General features: G+C 38.7%; 24 protein-coding genes, 2 rRNA genes, 1 pseudogene and 2 other annotated features. All 27 genes and pseudogenes read left to right on the forward strand.

Annotated features, from left to right (window positions below):
• Positions 1-107, forward strand: a 23S ribosomal RNA gene (locus F9U64_RS16925); the annotation flags it as partial.
• Between the two features lie 77 nt (positions 108-184).
• Positions 185-300, forward strand: a 5S ribosomal RNA gene (gene rrf, locus F9U64_RS16930).
• A 95-nt stretch (positions 301-395) separates the two neighbouring features.
• Positions 396-989 (forward strand): GNAT family N-acetyltransferase, encoded by a 594-nt coding sequence (locus F9U64_RS16935; protein ID WP_153406096.1) that lies wholly within the window; start codon positions 396-398, stop codon positions 987-989.
• A gap of 12 nt (positions 990-1001) precedes the next feature.
• Positions 1002-1565 (forward strand): annotated as a pseudogene (locus F9U64_RS23610) (GNAT family N-acetyltransferase); the annotation flags it as partial.
• Between the two features lie 117 nt (positions 1566-1682).
• Positions 1683-2375, forward strand: coding sequence for an MgtC/SapB family protein (locus F9U64_RS16945; protein WP_407647339.1), 693 nt, complete (start codon positions 1683-1685; stop codon positions 2373-2375).
• A 120-nt stretch (positions 2376-2495) separates the two neighbouring features.
• Entirely contained in the window at positions 2496-2960 is a 465-nt protein-coding gene (locus F9U64_RS16950; protein ID WP_153406098.1) for a CtsR family transcriptional regulator, read from the forward strand.
• A 12-nt stretch (positions 2961-2972) separates the two neighbouring features.
• Positions 2973-3515, forward strand: a complete 543-nt coding sequence (locus F9U64_RS16955) for a protein-arginine kinase activator protein McsA (RefSeq protein WP_153406099.1) — start codon at positions 2973-2975, stop codon at positions 3513-3515.
• Positions 3516-4592, forward strand: a complete 1077-nt coding sequence (locus tag F9U64_RS16960) for a protein-arginine kinase McsB (RefSeq protein ID WP_153406100.1) — start codon at positions 3516-3518, stop codon at positions 4590-4592.
• Positions 4593-7019 (forward strand): ATP-dependent protease ATP-binding subunit ClpC, encoded by a 2427-nt coding sequence (clpC, locus tag F9U64_RS16965; protein ID WP_153406101.1) that lies wholly within the window; start codon positions 4593-4595, stop codon positions 7017-7019.
• A 212-nt stretch (positions 7020-7231) separates the two neighbouring features.
• Positions 7232-8602 (forward strand): DNA repair protein RadA, encoded by a 1371-nt coding sequence (gene radA, locus F9U64_RS16970; RefSeq protein WP_153406102.1) that lies wholly within the window; start codon positions 7232-7234, stop codon positions 8600-8602.
• 53 nt (positions 8603-8655) lie between these two features.
• Positions 8656-9759, forward strand: a complete 1104-nt coding sequence (locus F9U64_RS16975; RefSeq protein WP_153406103.1) for a PIN/TRAM domain-containing protein — start codon at positions 8656-8658, stop codon at positions 9757-9759.
• A 102-nt stretch (positions 9760-9861) separates the two neighbouring features.
• A complete protein-coding gene (ispD, locus tag F9U64_RS16980; protein WP_153406104.1) occupies positions 9862-10563 on the forward strand; it encodes a 2-C-methyl-D-erythritol 4-phosphate cytidylyltransferase in 702 nt (233 codons plus the stop codon).
• Positions 10564-11049: a 2-C-methyl-D-erythritol 2,4-cyclodiphosphate synthase gene (ispF, locus tag F9U64_RS16985; protein WP_153406105.1), complete on the forward strand. Its 486-nt coding sequence runs from the start codon at positions 10564-10566 to the stop codon at positions 11047-11049.
• Positions 11050-11147: 98 nt separating this feature from the next.
• The gene (gene gltX / locus F9U64_RS16990; RefSeq protein ID WP_153406106.1) at positions 11148-12614 is read left to right on the forward strand and encodes a glutamate--tRNA ligase; all 1467 of its coding nucleotides are present in this window, start codon (positions 11148-11150) and stop codon (positions 12612-12614) included.
• Between the two features lie 42 nt (positions 12615-12656).
• Positions 12657-12880: a binding site (T-box leader), on the forward strand.
• Positions 12881-13187: 307 nt separating this feature from the next.
• Positions 13188-13847, forward strand: a complete 660-nt coding sequence (cysE, locus tag F9U64_RS16995) for a serine O-acetyltransferase (RefSeq protein WP_153406107.1) — start codon at positions 13188-13190, stop codon at positions 13845-13847.
• Complete coding sequence (cysS, locus tag F9U64_RS17000) at positions 13837-15234, forward strand: cysteine--tRNA ligase (RefSeq protein ID WP_153406108.1); 1398 nt, start codon at positions 13837-13839, stop codon at positions 15232-15234. Before cysE ends, cysS begins: the two co-directional genes overlap by 11 nt.
• 1 nt (position 15235) lies before the next feature.
• Positions 15236-15631 (forward strand): Mini-ribonuclease 3, encoded by a 396-nt coding sequence (locus tag F9U64_RS17005; RefSeq protein ID WP_153406109.1) that lies wholly within the window; start codon positions 15236-15238, stop codon positions 15629-15631.
• 2 nt (positions 15632-15633) lie between these two features.
• Complete coding sequence (gene rlmB / locus F9U64_RS17010) at positions 15634-16383, forward strand: 23S rRNA (guanosine(2251)-2'-O)-methyltransferase RlmB (protein ID WP_153406110.1); 750 nt, start codon at positions 15634-15636, stop codon at positions 16381-16383.
• Entirely contained in the window at positions 16383-16892 is a 510-nt protein-coding gene (locus tag F9U64_RS17015) for an NYN domain-containing protein (protein WP_153406111.1), read from the forward strand. The genes rlmB and F9U64_RS17015 overlap by 1 nt, the downstream gene beginning before the upstream one ends.
• Before the next feature lie 107 nt (positions 16893-16999).
• Entirely contained in the window at positions 17000-17644 is a 645-nt protein-coding gene (gene sigH / locus F9U64_RS17020; protein ID WP_153406112.1) for an RNA polymerase sporulation sigma factor SigH, read from the forward strand.
• A gap of 61 nt (positions 17645-17705) precedes the next feature.
• The gene (gene rpmG / locus F9U64_RS17025; RefSeq protein ID WP_153406113.1) at positions 17706-17852 is read left to right on the forward strand and encodes a 50S ribosomal protein L33; all 147 of its coding nucleotides are present in this window, start codon (positions 17706-17708) and stop codon (positions 17850-17852) included.
• A gap of 38 nt (positions 17853-17890) precedes the next feature.
• Positions 17891-18070 (forward strand): preprotein translocase subunit SecE, encoded by a 180-nt coding sequence (gene secE, locus F9U64_RS17030; RefSeq protein ID WP_153406114.1) that lies wholly within the window; start codon positions 17891-17893, stop codon positions 18068-18070.
• 185 nt (positions 18071-18255) lie between these two features.
• Positions 18256-18792 carry a transcription termination/antitermination protein NusG gene (nusG, locus tag F9U64_RS17035; protein ID WP_153406115.1) on the forward strand — a complete coding sequence of 179 codons (537 nt, stop codon included), beginning with the start codon at positions 18256-18258 and terminating at the stop codon, positions 18790-18792.
• Between the two features lie 171 nt (positions 18793-18963).
• Complete coding sequence (gene rplK, locus F9U64_RS17045) at positions 18964-19389, forward strand: 50S ribosomal protein L11 (RefSeq protein ID WP_153406117.1); 426 nt, start codon at positions 18964-18966, stop codon at positions 19387-19389.
• Between the two features lie 156 nt (positions 19390-19545).
• The gene (gene rplA, locus F9U64_RS17050; protein WP_153406118.1) at positions 19546-20241 is read left to right on the forward strand and encodes a 50S ribosomal protein L1; all 696 of its coding nucleotides are present in this window, start codon (positions 19546-19548) and stop codon (positions 20239-20241) included.
• Positions 20242-20301: 60 nt separating this feature from the next.
• Positions 20302-20458: a sequence feature (ribosomal protein L10 leader region), on the forward strand.
• A 29-nt stretch (positions 20459-20487) separates the two neighbouring features.
• Positions 20488-20988, forward strand: coding sequence for a 50S ribosomal protein L10 (rplJ, locus tag F9U64_RS17055; RefSeq protein ID WP_153406119.1), 501 nt, complete (start codon positions 20488-20490; stop codon positions 20986-20988).
• Positions 20989-21053: 65 nt separating this feature from the next.
• Positions 21054-21416 (forward strand): 50S ribosomal protein L7/L12, encoded by a 363-nt coding sequence (rplL, locus tag F9U64_RS17060; RefSeq protein WP_153406120.1) that lies wholly within the window; start codon positions 21054-21056, stop codon positions 21414-21416.
• Positions 21417-21593 lie beyond the last annotated feature (177 nt).

A 21593-nucleotide genomic window follows, 5' to 3' on the forward strand; every position in this document is an offset into this window, starting at 1 on the left:
ATGTAAATGAGTAAGATCCCTCAGAGACGATGAGGTAGATAGGTTCGAGGTGGAAGCATGGTGACATGTGCAGCTGACGAATACTAATCGATCGAGGACTTAACTAAATTTAACGAAAGTTTGTTGCTTGTTCATAATTTCTTATCTAGTTTTGATGGTATATTTACCACAATCTTATACATTGTCTGGTGACGATAGCGAAGAGGTCACACCTGTTCCCATGCCGAACACAGTAGTTAAGCTCTTCAGCGCCCATGGTAGTTGGGGCCTTGCCCCTGCAAGAGTAGGACGCTGCCAGGCAAATAAAAACCTTTTAGTTTTTTAACTAGAGGGTTTTTTAATATGTTAAAATAAGTAGTATGTATAATAAAAAGTGAATGTAATGAGGTGATCACTTGGAAGAAAAGATTAAATTACTGACAAATGAAGATTACAAGGATGTTTTTGCACTATCACAGTTTGCATTTCAATATTCACTGACAGATGAGCAATTGAGAAAGAAAGAGGAAGAAGCAAGCCGACATAATATTTGGGGATGGATAGAAGACGGACAATTAGCCGCGAAAGTTCATCTGATACCATTAGAAGTACATATAAATGACCAAACTGTAAATATGGGTGGAATTGCATCTGTAGCATCCTGGCCAGAATACAGGAGAGGTGGAATCATAAAAAAATTATTAAGCCATACTTTACAAACACTGAGAAGAGAAGGCTACACCATTTCCTATTTGCACCCATTTTCTGTTCCTTTTTACCGCAAATATGGATATGAATTAGTTTTCAACAATAGGGATTATGAAATTCCAATAAAGCAGTTCCAAAAAGAATGGCATACGATTGGATATATGAAAAGAATTGATAAAGAGGATACTATACTGCAAGAAATCTACGAAGATTATATAAAAAATTATAATGGCTCCATTATAAGAGATATCGATTGGTGGAAGCAAAGAGTAATAAATAATCACACAATGATAGTAGCTTGATATGACGAAAATGAGAACCCTGACAGTTATCTACTCTATTATGTAAAAGATCGTATCCTTTATGTAGAAGAGTTTGCTTATCGCTCTTTAAATGGCCTAAAATTGTTAATGCAGTTTATCCAGAATCACGATTCTATGGTTGATAAAGTGAAAATGAAAGTTCCTGATGAAGACTTTATCCCACATTTATTTGATGAACCTCGATTTGAACAGAAAATAAACCAATACTTTATGGCTAGAATTGTGAATATACAAGAATTCCTCAACAATACCAGTTTTAGAGAAGTTGATTCCTATCACCCAATTACACTTATCGTAGAGGACGACTTTATTCCACAAAATCAAGGTGCATACAGGATTCAGGGAGACGGGCAGATTGTCTCTGTAAATGAAAATGAGATCGATACAAAAAATGCTGTTTTCTGTAACATACAGCAGCTTACGCAAATGCTTCTAAGCTATAAAAGACCAATTGAATTAGAGCGTCTGTCCTTAATCAAAGGAAACCACAATACAATTGGACAACTTGAGAAATTAATACCAGAAAAGCAAACATACTTACCTGACTTTTTTTAGTCACTCTTTAACAAGGGTGGCTTTTTTTATGTCCTAAGCTCAAAAAATCGTATAAATCAGAAATACATTCGTACAATTTAGGGTATAAATGAATAATAGGCTGGAGGTGTTGTCATTTTGCTAGAAGAAATATTCGATTTAGAATTTATTGAAGCAATTACGAAGCTGATGATTGCTTTAATATTAGCAGGTTTAATTGGCTTAGAAAGAGAGATGAATCGTCACTCAGCTGGATTCAGAACTCATATATTAGTAGGGATCAGCTCTTGTCTGATGATGATTTTATCAATAAATGGGTTTGATCAATTTATTCAGAATTATGACAATGTTCAATTTGACCCTGCAAGGATCCCATCGTATGTTATATCAGGTATAGGCTTCCTGGGGGCTGGTACGATTATTGTAAATGGAAGAACAGTAAAAGGTCTAACAACTGCCGCTTCTATTTGGGCAGTCGCTGGATTGGGCTTAATCATTGGAATAGGAATGTATAAAGAAGCCATCATTACAACCGTAATTATCTTAATCAGCTTAGTTTTATTGAATAAGATGGAGAAAAGGATTCATAAAAAGAATCATCAGATTGTTTTTGAAATAAAATTAACGGAAGATAGGAATACAGCAGAGTTTCTTGAGCAAATTCAATCTTTCCCTATAGAAATTAAGGAATTCGATATAACAAAGGATAATAATGGGTTCCGAAAAATTAAAATGTTTATTGACGTTACCCATAAGAAAAAAGGAATGAGCTTACATGAATGGTTATTGGAGCAAAAGGATATTGAGAAAATAAAAATGAGGTTCCATTAATGTTTTTAAATGGACAATCTAGGAAATAATAATAGCGAACAATATAGTTGCAACAAATGAAACATCCGATATAATAAAAGTATAGTCAAATATAGTCAAAGTCAGATAGGAGGAGGGAAAATGCGAAACATTTCAGATATTATTGAGGAATATTTGAAAGCAGTGATGCAGAGTAATCAGGCAAAAATAATTGAAATAAAACGCAGTGAGATTGCTGATCGTTTTGAGTGTGTACCTTCTCAGATTAATTATGTCATAAATACAAGGTTTACATTAGAAAAAGGCTATCTCGTTGAGAGTAAACGCGGAGGCGGAGGATATATCCGAATCAGCAGGATAACCAATAAGGATAAAGCAAAATTAATTGATGAGATAATCGCAATGATCCATCCAAAAATTTCGCAACAAAAAGCGGTAAATATTTTGGAAAGATTATTTGAAGAAGAACTGATCACAAAGAGAGAAGTAAAGTTGATGTTAGCAGCATTGGATAGAGATACACTGTCTTTCCAGCTACCTTTAAGGGATGAGATACGGGCAAGAATAATGGCTGCGATGTTACATGCCTTAAAGTACCAATTTTAGGAGGTGTGTTACGTGGAGTGTCAAGAATGTAAACAAAATCCGGCAACATTGCATTTCGCCCAAGTAACGAATGGCGAGAAGCGTGAGATACACGTTTGCCATCAATGCGCTAAGGAAAAAGGATATGTAACGCATGATGATGAGTCATACTCTTTGCATAATCTACTGTCAGGGTTATTTAACTTTGATCCGGAAAAGTTACACCATTCTACCCATAATAAACCGGCAGGCAATCAGATGGAATGTAAGAAATGCGGGATGACATACCAGGAGTTTGCCCAAATTGGTAAGTTCGGCTGTGCATCATGTTACCAGACGTTTTCCGGGCATTTAAATCCTATATTCAGACGAGTGCATAGTGGCAATACTACACATGATGGCAAGGTTCCTAAGCGTGTTGGTAAGGACATATCAGCACGAAGAAAAGTAAAAGAACTGAAGTGGAAATTACAGCAACTGATCGCAGAAGAAGCTTTTGAAGATGCTGCGAAGATTAGAGACCAAATTAAAGAGATGGAGAGGACACTCAATCAGAGGGAAGAGGGGGAGGACTAAATGGGATTAGAGCAATTTATTAATGAAGCAATTAGTCCATGGTTAAAGGAAGATGGCCCCGACAGTGATATTGTAATGAGCAGTAGAATAAGATTAGCAAGGAACTTTGAGAAGTCCCCTTTCCCATTGATTGCAAATCAGGAACATCTTGACGGGATTCTATATTTTTTAGAAAAAGAGTTTAACCACAGATCTTATGCTAATTATGAACAATTAGAATTTGTCAGAATGGCAGATCTTAAACCTACCGAAAAGCAGGTATTAGTAGAAAAGCATCTGATCAGTCCGCACTTGGCAGATAAATCAACATACGGTGCAGCACTAATATCTAAAAATGAACAGGTTTCAATCATGATTAATGAAGAAGATCACATTCGAATGCAATTATATTTTCCCGGCTTTCAATTAGAGAAAGCTTTAGAAGAAGCCTTTCAGATTGATGATTGGTTAGAAGAAAAGATTGATTATGCGTTTGATGAAGAAAGAGGATACTTAACCAGCTGTCCCACAAATGTAGGAACAGGCCTTCGAGCTTCCGTCATGATGCACCTGCCTGCACTTGCGATGACCAGAAAATTGAACAGAATGATACCAGCAATCAATCAGTTAGGTCTTGTTGTACGCGGAATTTACGGGGAAGGCAGTGAAGCATTGGGTAATATTTTTCAAATATCGAATCAGGTGACACTTGGGAGATCTGAGCAGGATATCATAGAGGATCTTACAAGTGTTGTAGAGAAATTAATAGAACAGGAGCGGCATGCAAGGACATTATTACGTCAGCAGTCGGAACTAGAATTAGAGGATCGGATATTCCGTTCCTATGGAATATTGGAACACAGCCGGATTATTGAATCAAAGGAAACAGCAAAATGCCTGTCTGATGTCCGACTGGGCATCGATTTAGGATATATTCATCACATTTCCAAGTCTATTTTAAATGAACTAATGGTACTCACACAGCCGGCATTTCTGCAGCAATATGCAAGAAGGATGCTGACACCCCATGAAAGGGATGTGTTCAGGGCATCTTTGATCAGAGAACGCTTTACGTTAGAGCAAAGGGAGGAATTATAAATGATGTTTGGCAGATTCACTGAAAGAGCACAAAAGGTATTAGCTTTGTCGCAAGAAGAAGCAGTCCGCTTAGGTCACAATAATATTGGAACAGAGCATATTTTATTAGGACTTGTTAATGAGGGAGAAGGTATTGCAGCAAAAGCATTACATGCAATTGGCCTTGGTGCGGAAAAGATTCGTGAAGAGGTAGAATCCCTAATCGGTAAAGGCAATCAAGTATCACAGACAATCCACTATACGCCTCGGGCGAAAAAAGTAATTGAACTATCAATGGATGAAGCAAGAAAATTAGGCCACTCCTATGTAGGGACAGAGCATATCCTGTTAGGTCTTATTCGCGAAGGGGAAGGCGTCGCTGCTCGCGTATTAAACAATCTTGGAGTAAGCTTGAATAAAGCTCGTCAACAAGTGTTACAGTTATTAGGCAGTACAGAGAATAACAGTTCGAATGGCAGAAATGCTAATCAAAGCAACAGTGCTTCCACGCCAACATTAGATTCACTGGCAAGAGATTTAACAGCTATTGCTAAAGAAGGAAACATCGACCCTGTTATTGGCCGGAGTAAAGAGATTGAGCGTGTTATTCAAGTTCTCAGCCGCAGAACGAAAAATAATCCAGTATTAATTGGGGAGCCGGGTGTTGGTAAGACGGCGGTTGCTGAAGGTTTAGCACAGCAAATTGTTCAGAACGAAGTACCGGAGATCCTGCGTGATAAACGTGTAATGACATTAGATATGGGTACAGTTGTAGCTGGAACAAAATACCGCGGTGAATTTGAAGACCGCTTGAAGAAAGTTATGGAAGAAATCCGCCAGGCGAACAATGTTATTTTATTTATTGATGAATTGCATACTTTAATAGGAGCTGGCGGAGCAGAAGGTGCAATTGATGCATCGAATATTCTGAAGCCATCACTTGCTCGTGGTGAATTGCAATGTATTGGTGCAACAACATTAGATGAGTATCGTAAGTATATTGAAAAGGATGCAGCACTTGAACGAAGATTCCAGCCAATTCAAGTCGATGAGCCGACTGTTGATGAATCAATTCAAATTTTAAAAGGTTTAAGAGACCGCTATGAAGCACACCACCGTGTTACGATTACAGATGATGCCATTGAGGCTGCAGCTAAATTATCTGATCGCTATATTACCGATCGTTTCCTGCCTGATAAGGCGATTGACTTGATTGATGAAGCGGCATCTAAAGTACGTTTGCGCTCTTATACAACGCCGCCAAACTTGAAAGAGCTTGAGCAGCAATTAGAAGATGTGAAGAAAGAAAAAGACGCGGCTGTTCAAAGTCAGGAATTTGAAAAAGCAGCAGCACTTCGTGATGATGAACAGCAATTGCGGAAAGAATTGGATCAAACAGAAACAAAATGGAAAGAAAAGCAGGGACAAGAAAATTCAGAAGTGGTAGTAGAAGATATTGCCAGTGTTGTTTCTACTTGGACGGGAGTTCCGGTGTCTGCTTTAACGAAAGATGAAAGTGAACGACTGCTTAATATGGAAGATATCCTGCATAATCGTCTGATTGGTCAGGAAGAAGCAGTAAAGGCTGTATCAAAGGCGATTCGCCGTGCACGTGCAGGCTTGAAAGATCCAAAACGCCCGATTGGTTCCTTTATTTTCTTAGGACCAACTGGTGTAGGGAAAACAGAATTAGCCAGAGCGTTAGCAAAGTCCATGTTTGGTGAAGAAGATGCCATGATTCGAATTGATATGTCAGAATATATGGAGAGGCATTCCACTTCTAGACTAGTAGGTTCTCCTCCAGGATATGTTGGATATGAAGAAGGCGGTCAATTAACAGAAAAAGTTAGAAGAAAGCCATATTCTGTTGTTTTATTAGATGAGGTGGAAAAGGCTCACCCGGAAGTTTTTAATATTCTTCTGCAAGTGTTGGAGGATGGGCGTTTAACTGATTCCAAAGGCCGTACAGTTGATTTCAGAAATACTGTGCTGATCATGACCTCAAATGTTGGAGCAAGTGAACTGAAACGTAATAAATATGTTGGTTTCAGCTTAGGGGACGAGGAACAGAATTATAAAGATATGCGTTCAAAAGTAACGGAAGAATTGAAAAAAGCGTTCCGCCCTGAATTCCTGAACCGTATTGATGAAACAATTGTATTCCATTCATTAGAGAAGAAACATATGAAACACATTGTGGAATTAATGGTAAAAGAATTGCAGAAACGTTTGATTGAGCAAGAAATTGACTTTACTCTTTCTGATCAGGCTATTGAAAAGATTGCGAAAGAAGGTTTCGATCCGGAATATGGAGCGCGTCCGCTTCGTCGCTCAATTCAAAGGAATGTCGAGGACTTACTTTCTGAAGAGTTATTAAAAGAAACGATTCAAAAAGGACAGAAAGTGACAATTGATCTAGACAAAGAAGGAAATTTTGCGATTGTATAATAATAAATAATTAAGAATCGGAAGGATCCCATCCCTTCCGATTTTCTTAACTCACAACATGGTAAAAAATGTATGATAAAGACGTATAAAAGAGCGGCATTGATAAATGTGAGTATTTTTTTACAGTTTTTCCATACATCTTTAATTAAATTGATAGAACTTTGTAACTTATAGTGCAGGTCAATCGTATATAATAAAAAGGAGGGTTTTTTTTGGCAAAGAGAAAGTCTAAGTTTGTATGCCAGTCATGTGGATATGAGGCGCCTAAATGGATGGGCAGATGTCCTGGATGTAATGAGTGGAATACATTGGTAGAAGAAGTGGTAAAGACAAATACAACAAGAGGAAATTGGGCATCCTCCCCCTCTGCAACACATAAGCCAGAAAGAATAAGCCAAATTAAGTCACATGATGAACCAAGAATTAAAACAAAAATGGGTGAATTAAATCGAGTATTAGGCGGAGGAATTGTTGCAGGGTCACTGGTTTTAATTGGGGGAGATCCGGGTATTGGTAAGTCTACCTTACTGTTACAGGTATCTAGTCAACTAGCTTCCAGCGGAGTAGATGTACTATATATTTCGGGTGAGGAATCTACTCGACAGACAAAACTGAGAGCAGATCGTTTAGGAATCGCAGCAGATCAGTTATTTGTTCTATCTGAAACCAATTTAGTAGATATAGCGAATCAAATTGACACGTTAAAACCTAGTTTTGTAGTAATTGACTCAATTCAAACCGTCTATAAAGATGAAGTAACCAGTGCACCAGGCAGCGTCTCTCAAGTCCGGGAATGTACTAGTGAACTGATGCGAATCGCCAAGCAAAACAATATTCCAATTTTTATTGTAGGTCACGTAACGAAAGAAGGGTCAATTGCTGGCCCGAGGTTATTGGAGCATATGGTGGATGCAGTTCTGTACTTTGAAGGGGAAAGACATCATACTTTCCGTATTTTAAGAGGTGTAAAAAATCGTTTTGGAAGTACGAATGAAATGGGAATTTTCGAAATGAAGGAAGAGGGGTTAACAGAAGTATTAAACCCATCTGAAATTTTCTTAGAAGAGAGATCTCAGGGAGTGGCCGGATCGACTATTGTTGCCTCCATGGAAGGGACACGCCCGGTACTTGTCGAGATCCAGGCATTAATATCACCGACAAGCTTTGGAAATCCAAGGCGAATGGCAACAGGGATAGACCACAATCGTGTACCTTTATTGATGGCCGTATTAGAAAAACGTGTAGGCCTTATGTTACAAAATCAAGATGCCTATGTAAAAGTTGCAGGTGGAGTAAAGTTAGACGAGCCTGCGATTGATTTGGCAGTTGCTATTAGTATTGCTTCAAGCTTTAGAGACCAAACACCTAATCCAGATGATGTATTGATCGGTGAGGTTGGTTTGACTGGTGAGGTACGCCGGGTGTCCCGCATTGACCAGCGTATTCAGGAAGCGGCGAAGTTAGGATTTAAAAGGGCAATCGTACCCGCTAAAAACATTGACGGATGGACTCCTCCAAAGTCGATTGAAGTCATTGGGGTACAATCAGTACAGGATGCTATTCGTGTAACTTTAGGCCAATAACAAGGTTTAAAATGAAAAAAATTGGAGAGAATATTCTATAGGAGGTGAATGTGGTGCTAAAAAGATTTGTGCAAATATTTTTCATAATTGCAGGTGGTACCGCTGGATATTTATATATTCCAGATTTATTGGAGTTAACTGGATCTTTTGAAGGGACATGGTTGATGTCACCGTATGTTGCCCCATATGTAGGATTGGTGTTTGGTGCTATTATATTTTTTATTCTATCATTATGGTGTACGGAATTTATCGTAAGCTTTTTTAACTGGTTTGAGGAGAAGTTGCTGAAGGCTCCGGTTGCAGATTTATTGTTTGGAAGTCTGGGGATTATACTTGGTTTAATCATTGCCTACTTCCTTAATGAGCCAATCCAGGCAATTGGGATTAAAATTGTTTCACAAGTATTGCCTATTTTCTTAAGTGTGCTGTTTGCTTATTTCGGTTTCCAAGTAGGCTTTAAGCGGAGAGACGAATTCCTCAATTTACTGACAATTACAAGAAAAGATAAAAAGAAAGCATCATCTGTTGAGGAGACGGCAACTGATATGCCAAAACCTAAGATTCTGGATACCAGTGTGATTATTGATGGCCGGATTGCGGATATATGTCAAACAAGTTTTCTTGAGGGTACGATTATTATCCCGCAATTTGTCTTAGAGGAACTGCAGCATATTGCTGATTCATCAGATGCTTTAAAGCGGAATCGCGGAAGAAGAGGACTGGACATACTGAACCGCATTCAGAAAGATTTACAGATAAATGTGGAAATCTATGAAGGGGATTTTGAGGAAATCCAGGAAGTCGACAGCAAACTGGTTAAATTAGCAAAAGTTATGAACGGTATTGTTGTTACCAATGACTTTAACTTAAATAAAGTTTGTGAGTTTCAAAAGGTATCTGTTCTCAATATTAATGATTTAGCAAATGCGGTGAAACCAATCGTGTTACCGGGTGAAGAGCTTGTAGTGCAAGTGATTAAAGATGGGAAAGAACAGAACCAAGGCGTTGCTTACTTAGATGACGGAACTATGATTGTCGTAGAAGAAGGCAAGAGCTATATTGGTAAAACGATTGATGTTATTATCACAAGTGTTTTACAGACATCTGCCGGAAGAATGATCTTTGCCAAACCAAAATTGCTTGAAAAAGCATTATAAAAAAGGTATAACATATAGAGGATAGTAGAAGAAAAGTGATAACATATGATGTTATCACTTTTCTTTGCATAACATCACAAAAAAGTTATATGAGGTGCCGGAATGGTAGAATATCATGTCATTGTTTTAGCCGCTGGCCAAGGGAAGCGGATGAATGCAGGAAAGAATAAGCAATTTATTCAGCTGCAGGATAAGCCTTTAATCGTACATACTTTAATGAACTTTATCCAAGATGAGTGGTGTCAATCTATTTATATGGTGATAAGTCAGGAAGATCAACTGGCCATGGAAGGATTGCTTAAGGAGCATTTCCTGTTTGACCATGTTCACCTTGTTCATGGAGGAAAAGAGCGACAGGAGAGTGGCTATCGGGGAATAAAGGCAATACAGCCAGTTCAGCCTGATGCTGTTGTCATGATTCATGATGGTGCGAGACCATTTGTCGAAAAGAAGCACTTACACCAGTTAGCTGTAACGGCAAAAGAGGAAAAAGCAGTCTTATTAGCTGTACAGGTTACAGATACAATCAAACGGAAAACAATAGATAGTGTCGAAACATTGGACCGATCTTTTTTGTGGGCAGCACAAACCCCGCAGGCTTTTCATTATAGTCTCATAAAGAAAGTGCACGAAATGGCAAATGACCAAGAATTTTTAGGAACAGATGATGCTTCACTGGTAGAGGAGTTCATGCCAGAACAGCAGGTGAAGATAGTGGAAGGCAGCTATCAAAATGTGAAACTGACAACACCTGAAGACTTGCTCCGTGCCGAGCTGATTCTAAATAAGAAAGGAGAGGCTTAAATGTTTCGAATAGGACAAGGCTTTGATGTTCATCAATTTGCTGAAAATCGTCCCTGCATTATCGGCGGGATAGAAATACCCTATGAATTGGGCTTACTGGGGCATTCTGATGCAGATGTTCTGTTGCATACGATTGCGGATGCTTTACTGGGCGCTATTGGGGAAGGAGATATTGGGAAACACTTTCCAGATACCGATCCCAAATTTAAAGATGCAGATTCTCAAAAGTTATTGCAACATGTTTGGCAGCTAGTGAAAAGAGATGGTTACTCACTAGGGAATCTGGATTGCACAGTAATTGCACAAGCACCGAAAATGGCGCCACATATTGAGTCGATTCGCGCCAATATTGCACGATTGCTTGAAGCAGATACTGGTCAAATAAATGTGAAAGCAACAACAACAGAAAGTTTAGGATTTACTGGAAGAAAAGAAGGCATTGCTGCACAAGCAGTTGTTTTGTTAATTAACAATAGCGAAAATTAAGTGTTACGACCACATTTTTACTAAAAATAGTGATAAAATATTAGAAGAATTAAGCGATTGTTCGTTTATCTATCATTCATACAGAAGGAGTTTTAATCATGGCAAATAATGTAAGAGTACGTTATGCACCGAGCCCGACAGGACATTTACATATCGGTAATGCAAGAACGGCTTTATTTAATTATTTATATGCAAAACATTTAGGAGGATCTTTTATTATCCGGACAGAGGATACCGATGATAAGAGAAATGTAGAAGGTGGAGAAGAAAGCCAGTTAATGTACCTGAAATGGCTGGGAATTAAATGGGATGAAGGTGCAGATATTGGCGGAGATTATGGCCCTTACCGTCAAACAGAAAGATTGGATATTTACCAAAAGTATGTTGATGATCTATTGGAACGCGGGCTTGCATACAAGTGTTATATGACAGAAGAAGAACTGGAGAAAGAACGCGAAGAGCAGCGTGCCAATGGACAAGTTCCGAAATACTCTGGCGCACACAGGGATTTAACAGAGGAACAAATCAAGCAATTCGAAGCAGAAGGCAGAAAGCCAAGTATCCGATTCCGTGTTCCTGCGAATAAAACATATACGTTCCAGGATATTGTAAGAGATAAAATCACGTTTGAATCAAGTGACTTCGGTGACTGGGTAATGGTGAAGAAAAATGGCATACCAACATACAACTTTGCTGTTGCGATTGATGATCATTCAATGGAGATCAGCCATGTATTGCGCGGTGAAGAGCATATTTCGAATACACCGAAACAGATGATGATCTTTGATGCGTTTGGCTGGCAAGCACCTCAATATGGCCATATGACGCTGATCCTGAATGAAAATCGCAAAAAATTAAGTAAACGTGATGAGCATATCCTTCAGTTTATTGAACAATACAAAAATCTTGGTTATATCCCTGAAGCATTATTTAATTTTATTGCATTATTAGGCTGGTCACCTGTTGGGGAGGAAGAGATATTTACACAAGAACAGTTTATTGAAATGTTCGATCCTGACCGTTTATCAACGTCCCCTGCCATTTTCGACCCGGCAAAATTGAAGTGGATGAACAATCAATATATTAAACAAGCTTCCCTTGATGAGGTTGTAGAGCTAAGCTTACCGCATTTAATAAAGGCAGGCAGGTTACCAGAAGAAATGGACGAAAAGCAGAAAGCATGGGCTGTTGATCTTATCCGCCTATACCATGAGCAACTGTCCTACGGTGCGGAGATTGTTGAGTTAACAGAGCTATTCTTTAAAGAAACAATTGAGTATGGGGAGGACGCAATGGCTGTCCTGAAGGAAGAACAGGTGCCGGAAGTTATGGAAACATTCCTGGCGAAGTTCGATGAAATCGAAGAACTGTCTCCAGAGGAAATAAAAGCAAGCATTAAGGCAACACAAAAAGAAACAAAGCAAAAAGGGAAAAAACTCTTCATGCCAATTCGTGTTGCAACAACAGGGCAGGTACATGGTCCTGAGTTACCTAATGCCATTTTCTTATTAGGAAAAGATGTTGTCAAAGCAAGATTAAATCATGTATTAGAATTAATTAAATAAGTGACATTTCTGCATGAACTCTATATAATAAAAACAAATATGTTATGAGCGTTGAAGAGGAGAAGTAAACAAGGAGTCCTTCTACAGAGAAAACCACCAATCGGCTGCGAGTGGTTGAAGGAGTCGTTGTTGAAATGCACCTCCAGAGCTTCTTTTTGAACAAAGTAGGAAAGAACGGTTCACTCCCGTTATCCAGTGCGAAGTAGAGGGGTTTCTTAGTAGGACTCCTAAACAGAGTGGGACCGCGCCCAAAAAGCGTCTCTGTGTTGTTATGACACAGAGGCGCTTTCTTTATTTATCAGGTAAGAAAGTATAAACGGAGTTGTCTAGCTCCAAGCGCCTGCCCCTCGAGGTCTTAAGCGATCCTGCTATGTGGCAAAGATCGCCACGTCGCAGTTTCGCTTAAGCTTGTCGGGGCAGAACGGGCGCTTTGCGCTTTTCTTATATATTCGGTCACCATCCTAAGAAAATTCAGCTAGGGTGTAGCAGATATCAACTTTATCTCAGTTCTCTACTCTTTTTGGAGAAAGATGTAGACCCGGAGTGTTGATAACTTAAGGGGGAAATGTTTCGATGGGGTTTTTTAAGTTATTAAAAGAAGATATTGATGTTGTTTTCGACCAAGATCCTGCAGCAAGAACCTATTTTGAAGTTTGCTTAACATACTCAGGTTTACACGCGATATGGGCTCATCGAGTGGCCCATGCATTTTACCTGCGGAAATTCTTTTTCCTTGCAAGAGCCATCTCACAGGTCAGCCGTTTCTTTACAGGGATTGAAATACACCCTGGAGCAAAGATTGGCAAACGTTTCTTTATTGATCACGGGATGGGTGTTGTGATCGGGGAAACTTGTGAAATTGGAGATAATGTCACCATCTATCAAGGTGTAACGCTTGGTGGTACAGGTAAAGAAAAAGGCAAACGCCACCCGACTTTAAAGGATAATGCACTTGTCGCTACAGGGGCTAAGGTACTGGGCTCGATAACAATAGGAGAAAGCTCCAAGATAGGTGCAGGCTCTGTTGTCTTAAAAGATGTACCAGATCACTCGACTGTTGTAGGTATTCCGGGACGTGTAGTGATACAAAACGGGGAGAAGATAAGAAAAGACCTGGATCATCACAAATTACCTGATCCAATGAGCGAAGTAATAAAAGAAATGGAAGCCGAAATTCTTCGGTTAAAGCAGGAAATAGAAGCAATAAAAGGAGTGAAGCGTGATGACAATTAGTATTTATAATACGATGAAGAGACAGAAAGAGGAATTCAAGCCAATTGAACCAGACAAGGTGAAAATGTATGTCTGCGGGCCTACTGTTTACAATTATATCCATATCGGCAATGCAAGACCGGCGATCGTTTTTGACACAGTGAGACGTTATTTTGAATACAAAGGTTTTGCTGTTGATTATGTGTTGAATTTCACTGATGTTGATGACAAATTAATCAAAGCTGCAAATGAGTTAGGTGAAGAGGTACCGGTAATTGCCAATCGCTTTATTCAAGCTTATAAAGAGGATGTAGGGGCATTAGGTGTAAAAGAAGCGGTACATCATCCTCGAGTAACAGAGTCAATGGATGATATTATTGCATTCATTTCCACGTTAATTGACAAAGGGCATGCTTATGAATCAGAAGGTGATGTTTATTTTAAAACAAGATCGTTTGAAGGTTATGGAAAGTTATCTCATCAGTCCATTGATGAACTAAGGTCAGGTGCGAGAATTCAAGTTGGTGAGAAGAAGGAAGACCCGTTGGACTTTACCCTATGGAAAAAAGCAAAAGACGGAGAAATAGCATGGCAGTCACCATGGGGGCAGGGCAGACCTGGATGGCATATTGAATGCTCCGCAATGGCCAAACGCTATTTAGGTGATACGATTGATATTCACGCAGGAGGTCAGGATTTAGCATTTCCTCACCATGAAAATGAGATTGCCCAATCAGAAGCAGGGAATGGCAAATCCTTTGCAAATTATTGGATGCATAATGGTTATATTAATATTGATAATGAGAAAATGTCAAAATCTCTCGGTAATTTCGTTTTAGCACATGACTTAATCCAAAAACATGACCCAAAAGTGTTGCGGTTCTTTATGTTGAGTGTCCATTACCGCAATCCGATCAATTTCAGTGATTCACTGCTGGAGAGTGCGAAAAACAGTTTTGACCGAATTGAAAATGTGATGACAAATCTGAAACACCGCAAAGAAACAAGTCTGGACTTAGTCAGCGATAACCAGAAGTGGCTAGATAAAATCAGTAAAATTGAAGAAGATTTTGAGCGGGAAATGGATGATGACTTTAACACAGCGAATGCGATTGCGGTTATTTTCGATTTAATCAAAGAAGCAAACACTTACCTGCAAAATAAACAGACACACACAGAGGTTATCACTGCATTTGAGAATACAATGAACCAGTTATTGCAGATACTAGGTATCACACTTGAAGAGGAAACCCTTCTGGATGAAGAGATTGAACAATTAATTGAACAGAGAATCGCTGCAAGAAAAAATAAAGACTTTGCATTAGCTGATCAGATAAGGGATGATTTAAAAGACCGCGATATTATTCTTGAAGACACACCTCAAGGTACCCGCTGGAAACGAGGATAAAATGGAAAAAGCAAAAGAACTAAAAAGTTTAGCATTAGCTTATATGGGTGACGCTATTTATGAAATTTATATAAGAGAATATTTAATTGAAAAGGGAAATGTAAAGGTTCAGGCAGTGCATCATCACGCTGTACAATTTGTGAAAGCAACATCACAGGCGAGAGTTATTCAGGCATGGCTAGATGCAGATGTGTTGTCTGATGAGGAGCGAGCGATCGTAAGAAGGGGACGAAATGCCAAATCCGGCTCAGTCCCCAAAAATACGGATGTTCAGACATACCGCTACAGCACCGCATTTGAAGCATTGTTGGGTTATTTATATTTGGATGGACAAAAGGAACGCCTGGGACAACTTATTAACGATGCAATTGTATTAACAGAGAAAGGAGAGGGGTAAAATTGGGACAAGAGTGGATCGGCGGTAAGAATACCGTAATAGAAGTTTTGCAATCCGGTCGTACGGTAGAAAAAGTTTTTTTGATAGAGAATTTGAATCAGGGACTGGCGAGGAAAATAGAATCAATGGCAAAAAAGGCAAATGCCACTGTCCAGCGTGTGCCAAAGAAAAGGCTGGATCAGCTTCTTGAAGGAGGCAACCATCAAGGAATTGCTGCCCTTGTTTCAGCTTATGAATACAAGACGCTTGATGATTTATTTGATGTGGCAGAATCTAGAGAAGAAGCTCCTTTTTTTCTTATATTGGATGAAGTGGAAGACCCTCATAACTTAGGTTCGATTCTGAGAACTGCAGATGCAACAGGGGCCCATGGGGTTATCATTCCGAAACGCCGAGCGGTTGGTTTAACAGCAACTGTTGCCAAAACTTCTGTTGGTGCAATTGAGCATATTCCTGTTGTTCGGGTAACGAATATTGTTCAGACAATAAAAGAATTAAAGGAAAAGAATGTATGGGTTGTCGGTACAGAAGCAGAAGCAACAGAAGAATATCGCAAATTAGATGGAACATTACCGTTAGCATTAGTTATTGGAAATGAAGGCAATGGTATGAGCAGGTTAGTTCGGGAAAATTGTGACTGGACGATAAATCTTCCAATGAGGGGGCATGTTTCATCATTGAATGCTTCTGTTGCAGCAAGCATTCTTATGTATGAAGTGTATCGAAAAAGGTTTCCAATCGGTGAAGAGTGATGGACGTTTTGCTAGTAGACGGTTACAACATGATCGGAGCGTGGCCGGAATTAAAAGTTCTAAAAGACAAAGATTTAGCACAGGCCAGACAGCTGCTTGTCGAGAAAATGGCAGAATACCAGGCATACCGAAAAAGACGAGTAATTGTAGTTTTTGATGCTTATGAAGTCAGAGGTGTGGAAAATCGCTACAAGCAGTATAAAGTAGAAGTTATTTTTACAAAAGAGAATGAAACGGCTGATCAATGTATTGAGCGTTTAGTAAAAGAAATAAAAAATGTAAAAACAAAAGTGTTCGTTGCTACATCAGATTATACGGAGCAGCGGACCATTTTTGCACAAGGTGCATTTCGCGTATCGGCCCGAGAGCTAGCTATTGAATTAAAAGGTATTCAAAAAGAAATTAATCAAGATATAAAAGTCCATCAACAAGCAAAAGCAAGAAGCAAAATCCCTATAAATGAGGATGTTTTGCAAGTATTTGAAAGGTGGCGCCGTGGTAAAAAATAGAAAACGGGCAGTTGACGTATCTTAAGCGCTTCCTGTATAATATTGCTATTATCAGACTGTATTAACTATTATATGGCATTATGCTAGGGGGAGTTCTGATTACTACCATGCACACAGTGAATGATGACTTGAATTTTCAATTGTTGGGAGATAATGAGTTGCTGCGGCTTATTCAGGATGGGAACACCAATGCATTGGATTATGTAATTAACAAATATAAGCCGTTCGTTCGAGCCAAAGCAAAATCCTATTTTCTTGTTGGAGCAGATGATGAAGATATTATACAAGAGGGAATGATCGGGCTTTACAAAGCGATAAGAGATTTTCGTCAGGAAAAGCAATCTTCATTTAAAGCATTTGCGGAATTATGTATTACGAGACAAATTATAACTGCTGTAAAGACTGCGACAAGACAAAAGCATATGCCACTTAATTCATACGTGTCGTTGGACAAGCCTCTATATGAAGAGGGATCAGAACGAACTTTATTAGATGTACTGGAAGCTACAATTGCAATAGATCCGCAAGACCTGATTGTGAACCAGGAGAAGTATGGTGATATGGAATACAAGTTAGCTGAAATATTAAGCAGATTAGAAAGGCAAGTTCTTCTGCTCTATTTGGAAGGGAAAACATATCAGGAAATTTCGGTAGAATTGAATCGTCATGCGAAATCAATTGACAATGCACTGCAAAGAGTAAAGAAAAAACTTGAAAAATACCTTGAAGAAAGTGATATATATATTACATAATTATACTGCCATCCGTTGACAGTCTTATAGAACCATGCTACATTAATAAGGGTGAAAAAACATGGGAAAAAAGATCGTCCTTGCTTGCGAGGTTTGTCATAATCGTAATTATAGTACACATAAAAATAATACAAATACACTCCGTGTAGAAGTGAAGAAATTTTGCAAAAATTGCAATCGGCATACCATTCATAGAGAAACGAAGTAGTTATACCGGTAGTAGAAGACAGTTTGGAGGTACCTGCAGTGAACCCAGTAACTTTTTTGAAAAATGTTAGTCGGGAAATGAAGAAGGTTTCATGGCCTAGAGGACGTGAACTAACTCGTTATACGATTACAGTTATTGTTACAGTTGTTTTTGTTGCTATCTTTTTTGCAATTATAGATCTAGGAATCACTCAATTATTAAATTTACTAGTTGAATAAATAGCATTTATATATGTTATACTAATGATAAATAAGTTATTACAAAAACCCGTTCATCGGGTTTTTTAATATGGACAGAATTTAATACTGTATAAAGTCAGTTTACAATCACTGCGTCATAGATTTACATCGGGAACGTGACAAATCGAATAAGGGAGGGACGGGCGGATCATCGCCCTCTGCAAATGGAAAAAAGATGGTATGTTGTACACACCTATTCAGGTTATGAAAACAAGGTGAAAGCAAACTTAGAAAAACGTCTTGAATCAATGGGGATGGAAGATAAAATTTTTCGCGTGCTGGTTCCTGAAGATGAAGAGACAGAAATTAAAAACGGCAAGAAAAAAGTAGCCAAAAAGAAAGTGTTTCCTGGCTATGTGCTTGCTGAAATGGTAATGACAGATGACTCCTGGTATGTTGTACGGAATACACCAGGCGTTACAGGGTTTGTAGGCTCAGCTGGTTCGGGTTCAAAACCCACACCGCTGTTAGAAGAAGAAGTAGAAACAATTTTAAAACGAATGGGCTTCAACGAGCAGGTTACAGAAATTGATTTTGAAGTAAATGAAACAGTAGAGGTAATTGATGGACCATTTAATAACTTCTCAGGAACGATTGAGAAAATAGATTTAGATAAGCAAAAAGTCAAAGTTCATGTGAACATGTTTGGACGGGAAACCCCTGTAGAATTAGACTTTTCGCAAATTAGAAAAATGTCATAGAAAAAGGAATTTTAAGAAAGTAGAGATATGCGCTTGCATTTTTCTCATAAAAATGCTAAAATTCTTATGTTCTTTATGCCTCGAGTATAAGGTTGTTATTTATTATAAGATATTTGAGTGGGAGGGTAAAAAACCCTATTACCACATCACGGACTTAAGGAGGTGTGTCTCGTGGCTAAAAAAGTAGAAAAAGTAGTTAAACTTCAAATTCCAGCAGGAAAAGCGAATCCAGCACCACCAGTTGGGCCGGCACTAGGTCAAGCAGGTGTAAACATCATGGGATTTTGTAAAGAGTTTAATGCTCGTACACAGGATCAAGCTGGTTTGATCATTCCAGTAGAAATCTCGGTTTTTGAAGACCGTTCATTTACATTTATTACAAAAACTCCACCGGCAGCAGTGTTGCTTAAGAAAGCAGCTGGTATTGAAACTGCTTCAGGTGAACCAAATCGCAATAAAGTCGCTACACTAAAACGCGACAAAGTGAAAGAAATCGCTGAACAAAAGATGCCAGATTTAAATGCGGCTGATGTTGAAGCTGCTATGCGTATGGTAGAAGGTACTGCACGCAGCATGGGTATCGTTATCGAAGACTAATATCTCACAGCGTTTGACAAAGGCGGAAGGTTGCGGTAGTGGAGGATTGCTTCATGTCGCAACCTTTGTTGTGGGGAAAAGCTTCTTCGCAACAAGGACATTTCCGTTTTTGAAGTGGGAGGTATAACCGTTAAAACCACAAAGGAGGAAATAATAATGGCTAAAAAATCTAAAAAACAACAAGAAGCACTAAAACTTGTTGATCGTACAAAAGCTTATGAAGCAAAAGAAGCATTAGAATTAGTTCAAAAAGCTTCTACAGCAAAATTTGATGAGACAGTAGAAGTTGCATTTCGTTTAGGAGTAGACCCTAAGAAAGCAGACCAGCAAATCCGTGGAGCGATGGTATTGCCTCATGGTACTGGTAAAACACAAACTGTTCTGGTTTTTGCTAAAGGTGATAAAGCGAAAGAAGCAGAAGCTGCAGGTGCTGATTATGTAGGTGACCAGGAACTTATCAACAAAATTAACCAAGGCTGGTTTGATTTTGATGTAGTTGTTGCAACACCTGATATGATGGCTGAAGTTGGTAAATTAGGTCGTGTATTAGGACCGAAAGGCTTAATGCCAAACCCTAAAACAGGAACTGTAACATTTGAAGTAGAAAAAGCTATTCAGGAAATCAAAGCTGGTAAAGTGGAATACCGTGTAGATAAACAATCTAACATTCACGTACCAATCGGAAAAGTTTCCTTTGATTTAGAAAAGCTTGTTGAGAACTTCAACGCTTTAGCTGATACTGTTGTAAAAGCTAAGCCTCAAGCTGCGAAAGGTACTTACCTTCGTAATATTGCTGTATCATCAACAATGGGTCCTGGTGTAAAAGTAGATCCATCTGAATTTGCGAAATAATTAGTGCTTGACTTTTAGTTGTGAATCATATATAATTCACAATGGTTAAGTTAATTACTATCAATCATATACGTTATACCGTAGACAGTAGGTGCCCTAGTGCTTAATAACCTACCGAGGTGTGTCTGGATAAATAAATGAGTAAAGATACTATCTTTATTCAATCACTATCAGTCATAAAACCTCCATGTCTGCATGGGGGTTTTCTTATGCCGGTATAATGATCGCATAACAGGAGGTGGAAATATGTCAAAAATAATCGAAGCAAAGAAACAAGTTGTTTCAGAAATCGCTGAAAAACTTCGTGACAGTCAATCAACAATTCTTGTAGATTACCGTGGCTTGAGTGTAGCGGAAGTAACAGAATTGCGTAATCAACTTCGTGAAGCTGGTGTGGAGTTCAAAGTGTACAAGAACACAATGACTCGCCGTGCGGTAGAAGAAGCAGAATTAACTGGATTAAACGATATCCTAGTAGGACCAACAGCTATCGCTTTCAGTAAAGATGATGTTGTAGCTCCAGCGAAAGTACTAAATAATTTCGCGAAAGAGCATGAGGCACTTGAAATCAAAGGTGGCGTTGTTGAAGGTTCAGTAGCTTCTCTTGATCAAATCCAAGAGCTTGCAGACCTTCCAAACTACGAAGGTATGGTTTCTATGCTACTCAGCGTACTTCAAGCACCAATCCGCAACTTTGCTTATGCAACAAAAGCAATCGCAGAGCAAAAAGAAGAACAAGGTGCGTAATCTATTATTTTTACCAATTAACAATATGTTCGAAATAAATAATAAAAAATTAGGAGGAATTGAACATGTCTAAAGAGCAAATTATTGAAGCTATCAAAGAAATGTCTGTTCTTGATTTAAATGATTTAGTAAAAGCAATCGAAGAAGAATTTGGTGTAACTGCAGCTGCGCCAGTAGCAGTAGCAGGTGCTGGTGCTGGAGAAGCAGCAGAAGAGAAAACTGAATTTGATGTAGTACTTGAAAGTGCTGGAGCATCAAAAATCAAAGTTGTTAAAGCTGTTCGTGAAATCACTGGTCTTGGTCTTAAAGATGCAAAAGATCTAGTAGATAACGCACCTGGAGCTATCAAAGAAGGCGTATCTAAAGATGAAGCTGAAGAAATGAAAGCTAAATTAGAAGAAGCTGGTGCTTCTGTAGAATTAAAATAAGAAACAATTGTCAGAGAAGCTCGCTTGATGAAGGCGGGCTTTTCTTTTTCTATAAACAGAGAAGTTATAATAAAAACACTTTGATGCAATACTGAAACTATAACATATGGCATTATTGCTGGTGCTGAATACTTATTAAATCAATGATAATTGTCTTTTTACAATAGGAAAGGTGGT

The organism is Gracilibacillus oryzae, assembly GCF_009498735.1.
Taxonomy (GTDB): domain Bacteria; phylum Bacillota; class Bacilli; order Bacillales; family Amphibacillaceae; genus Gracilibacillus; species Gracilibacillus oryzae.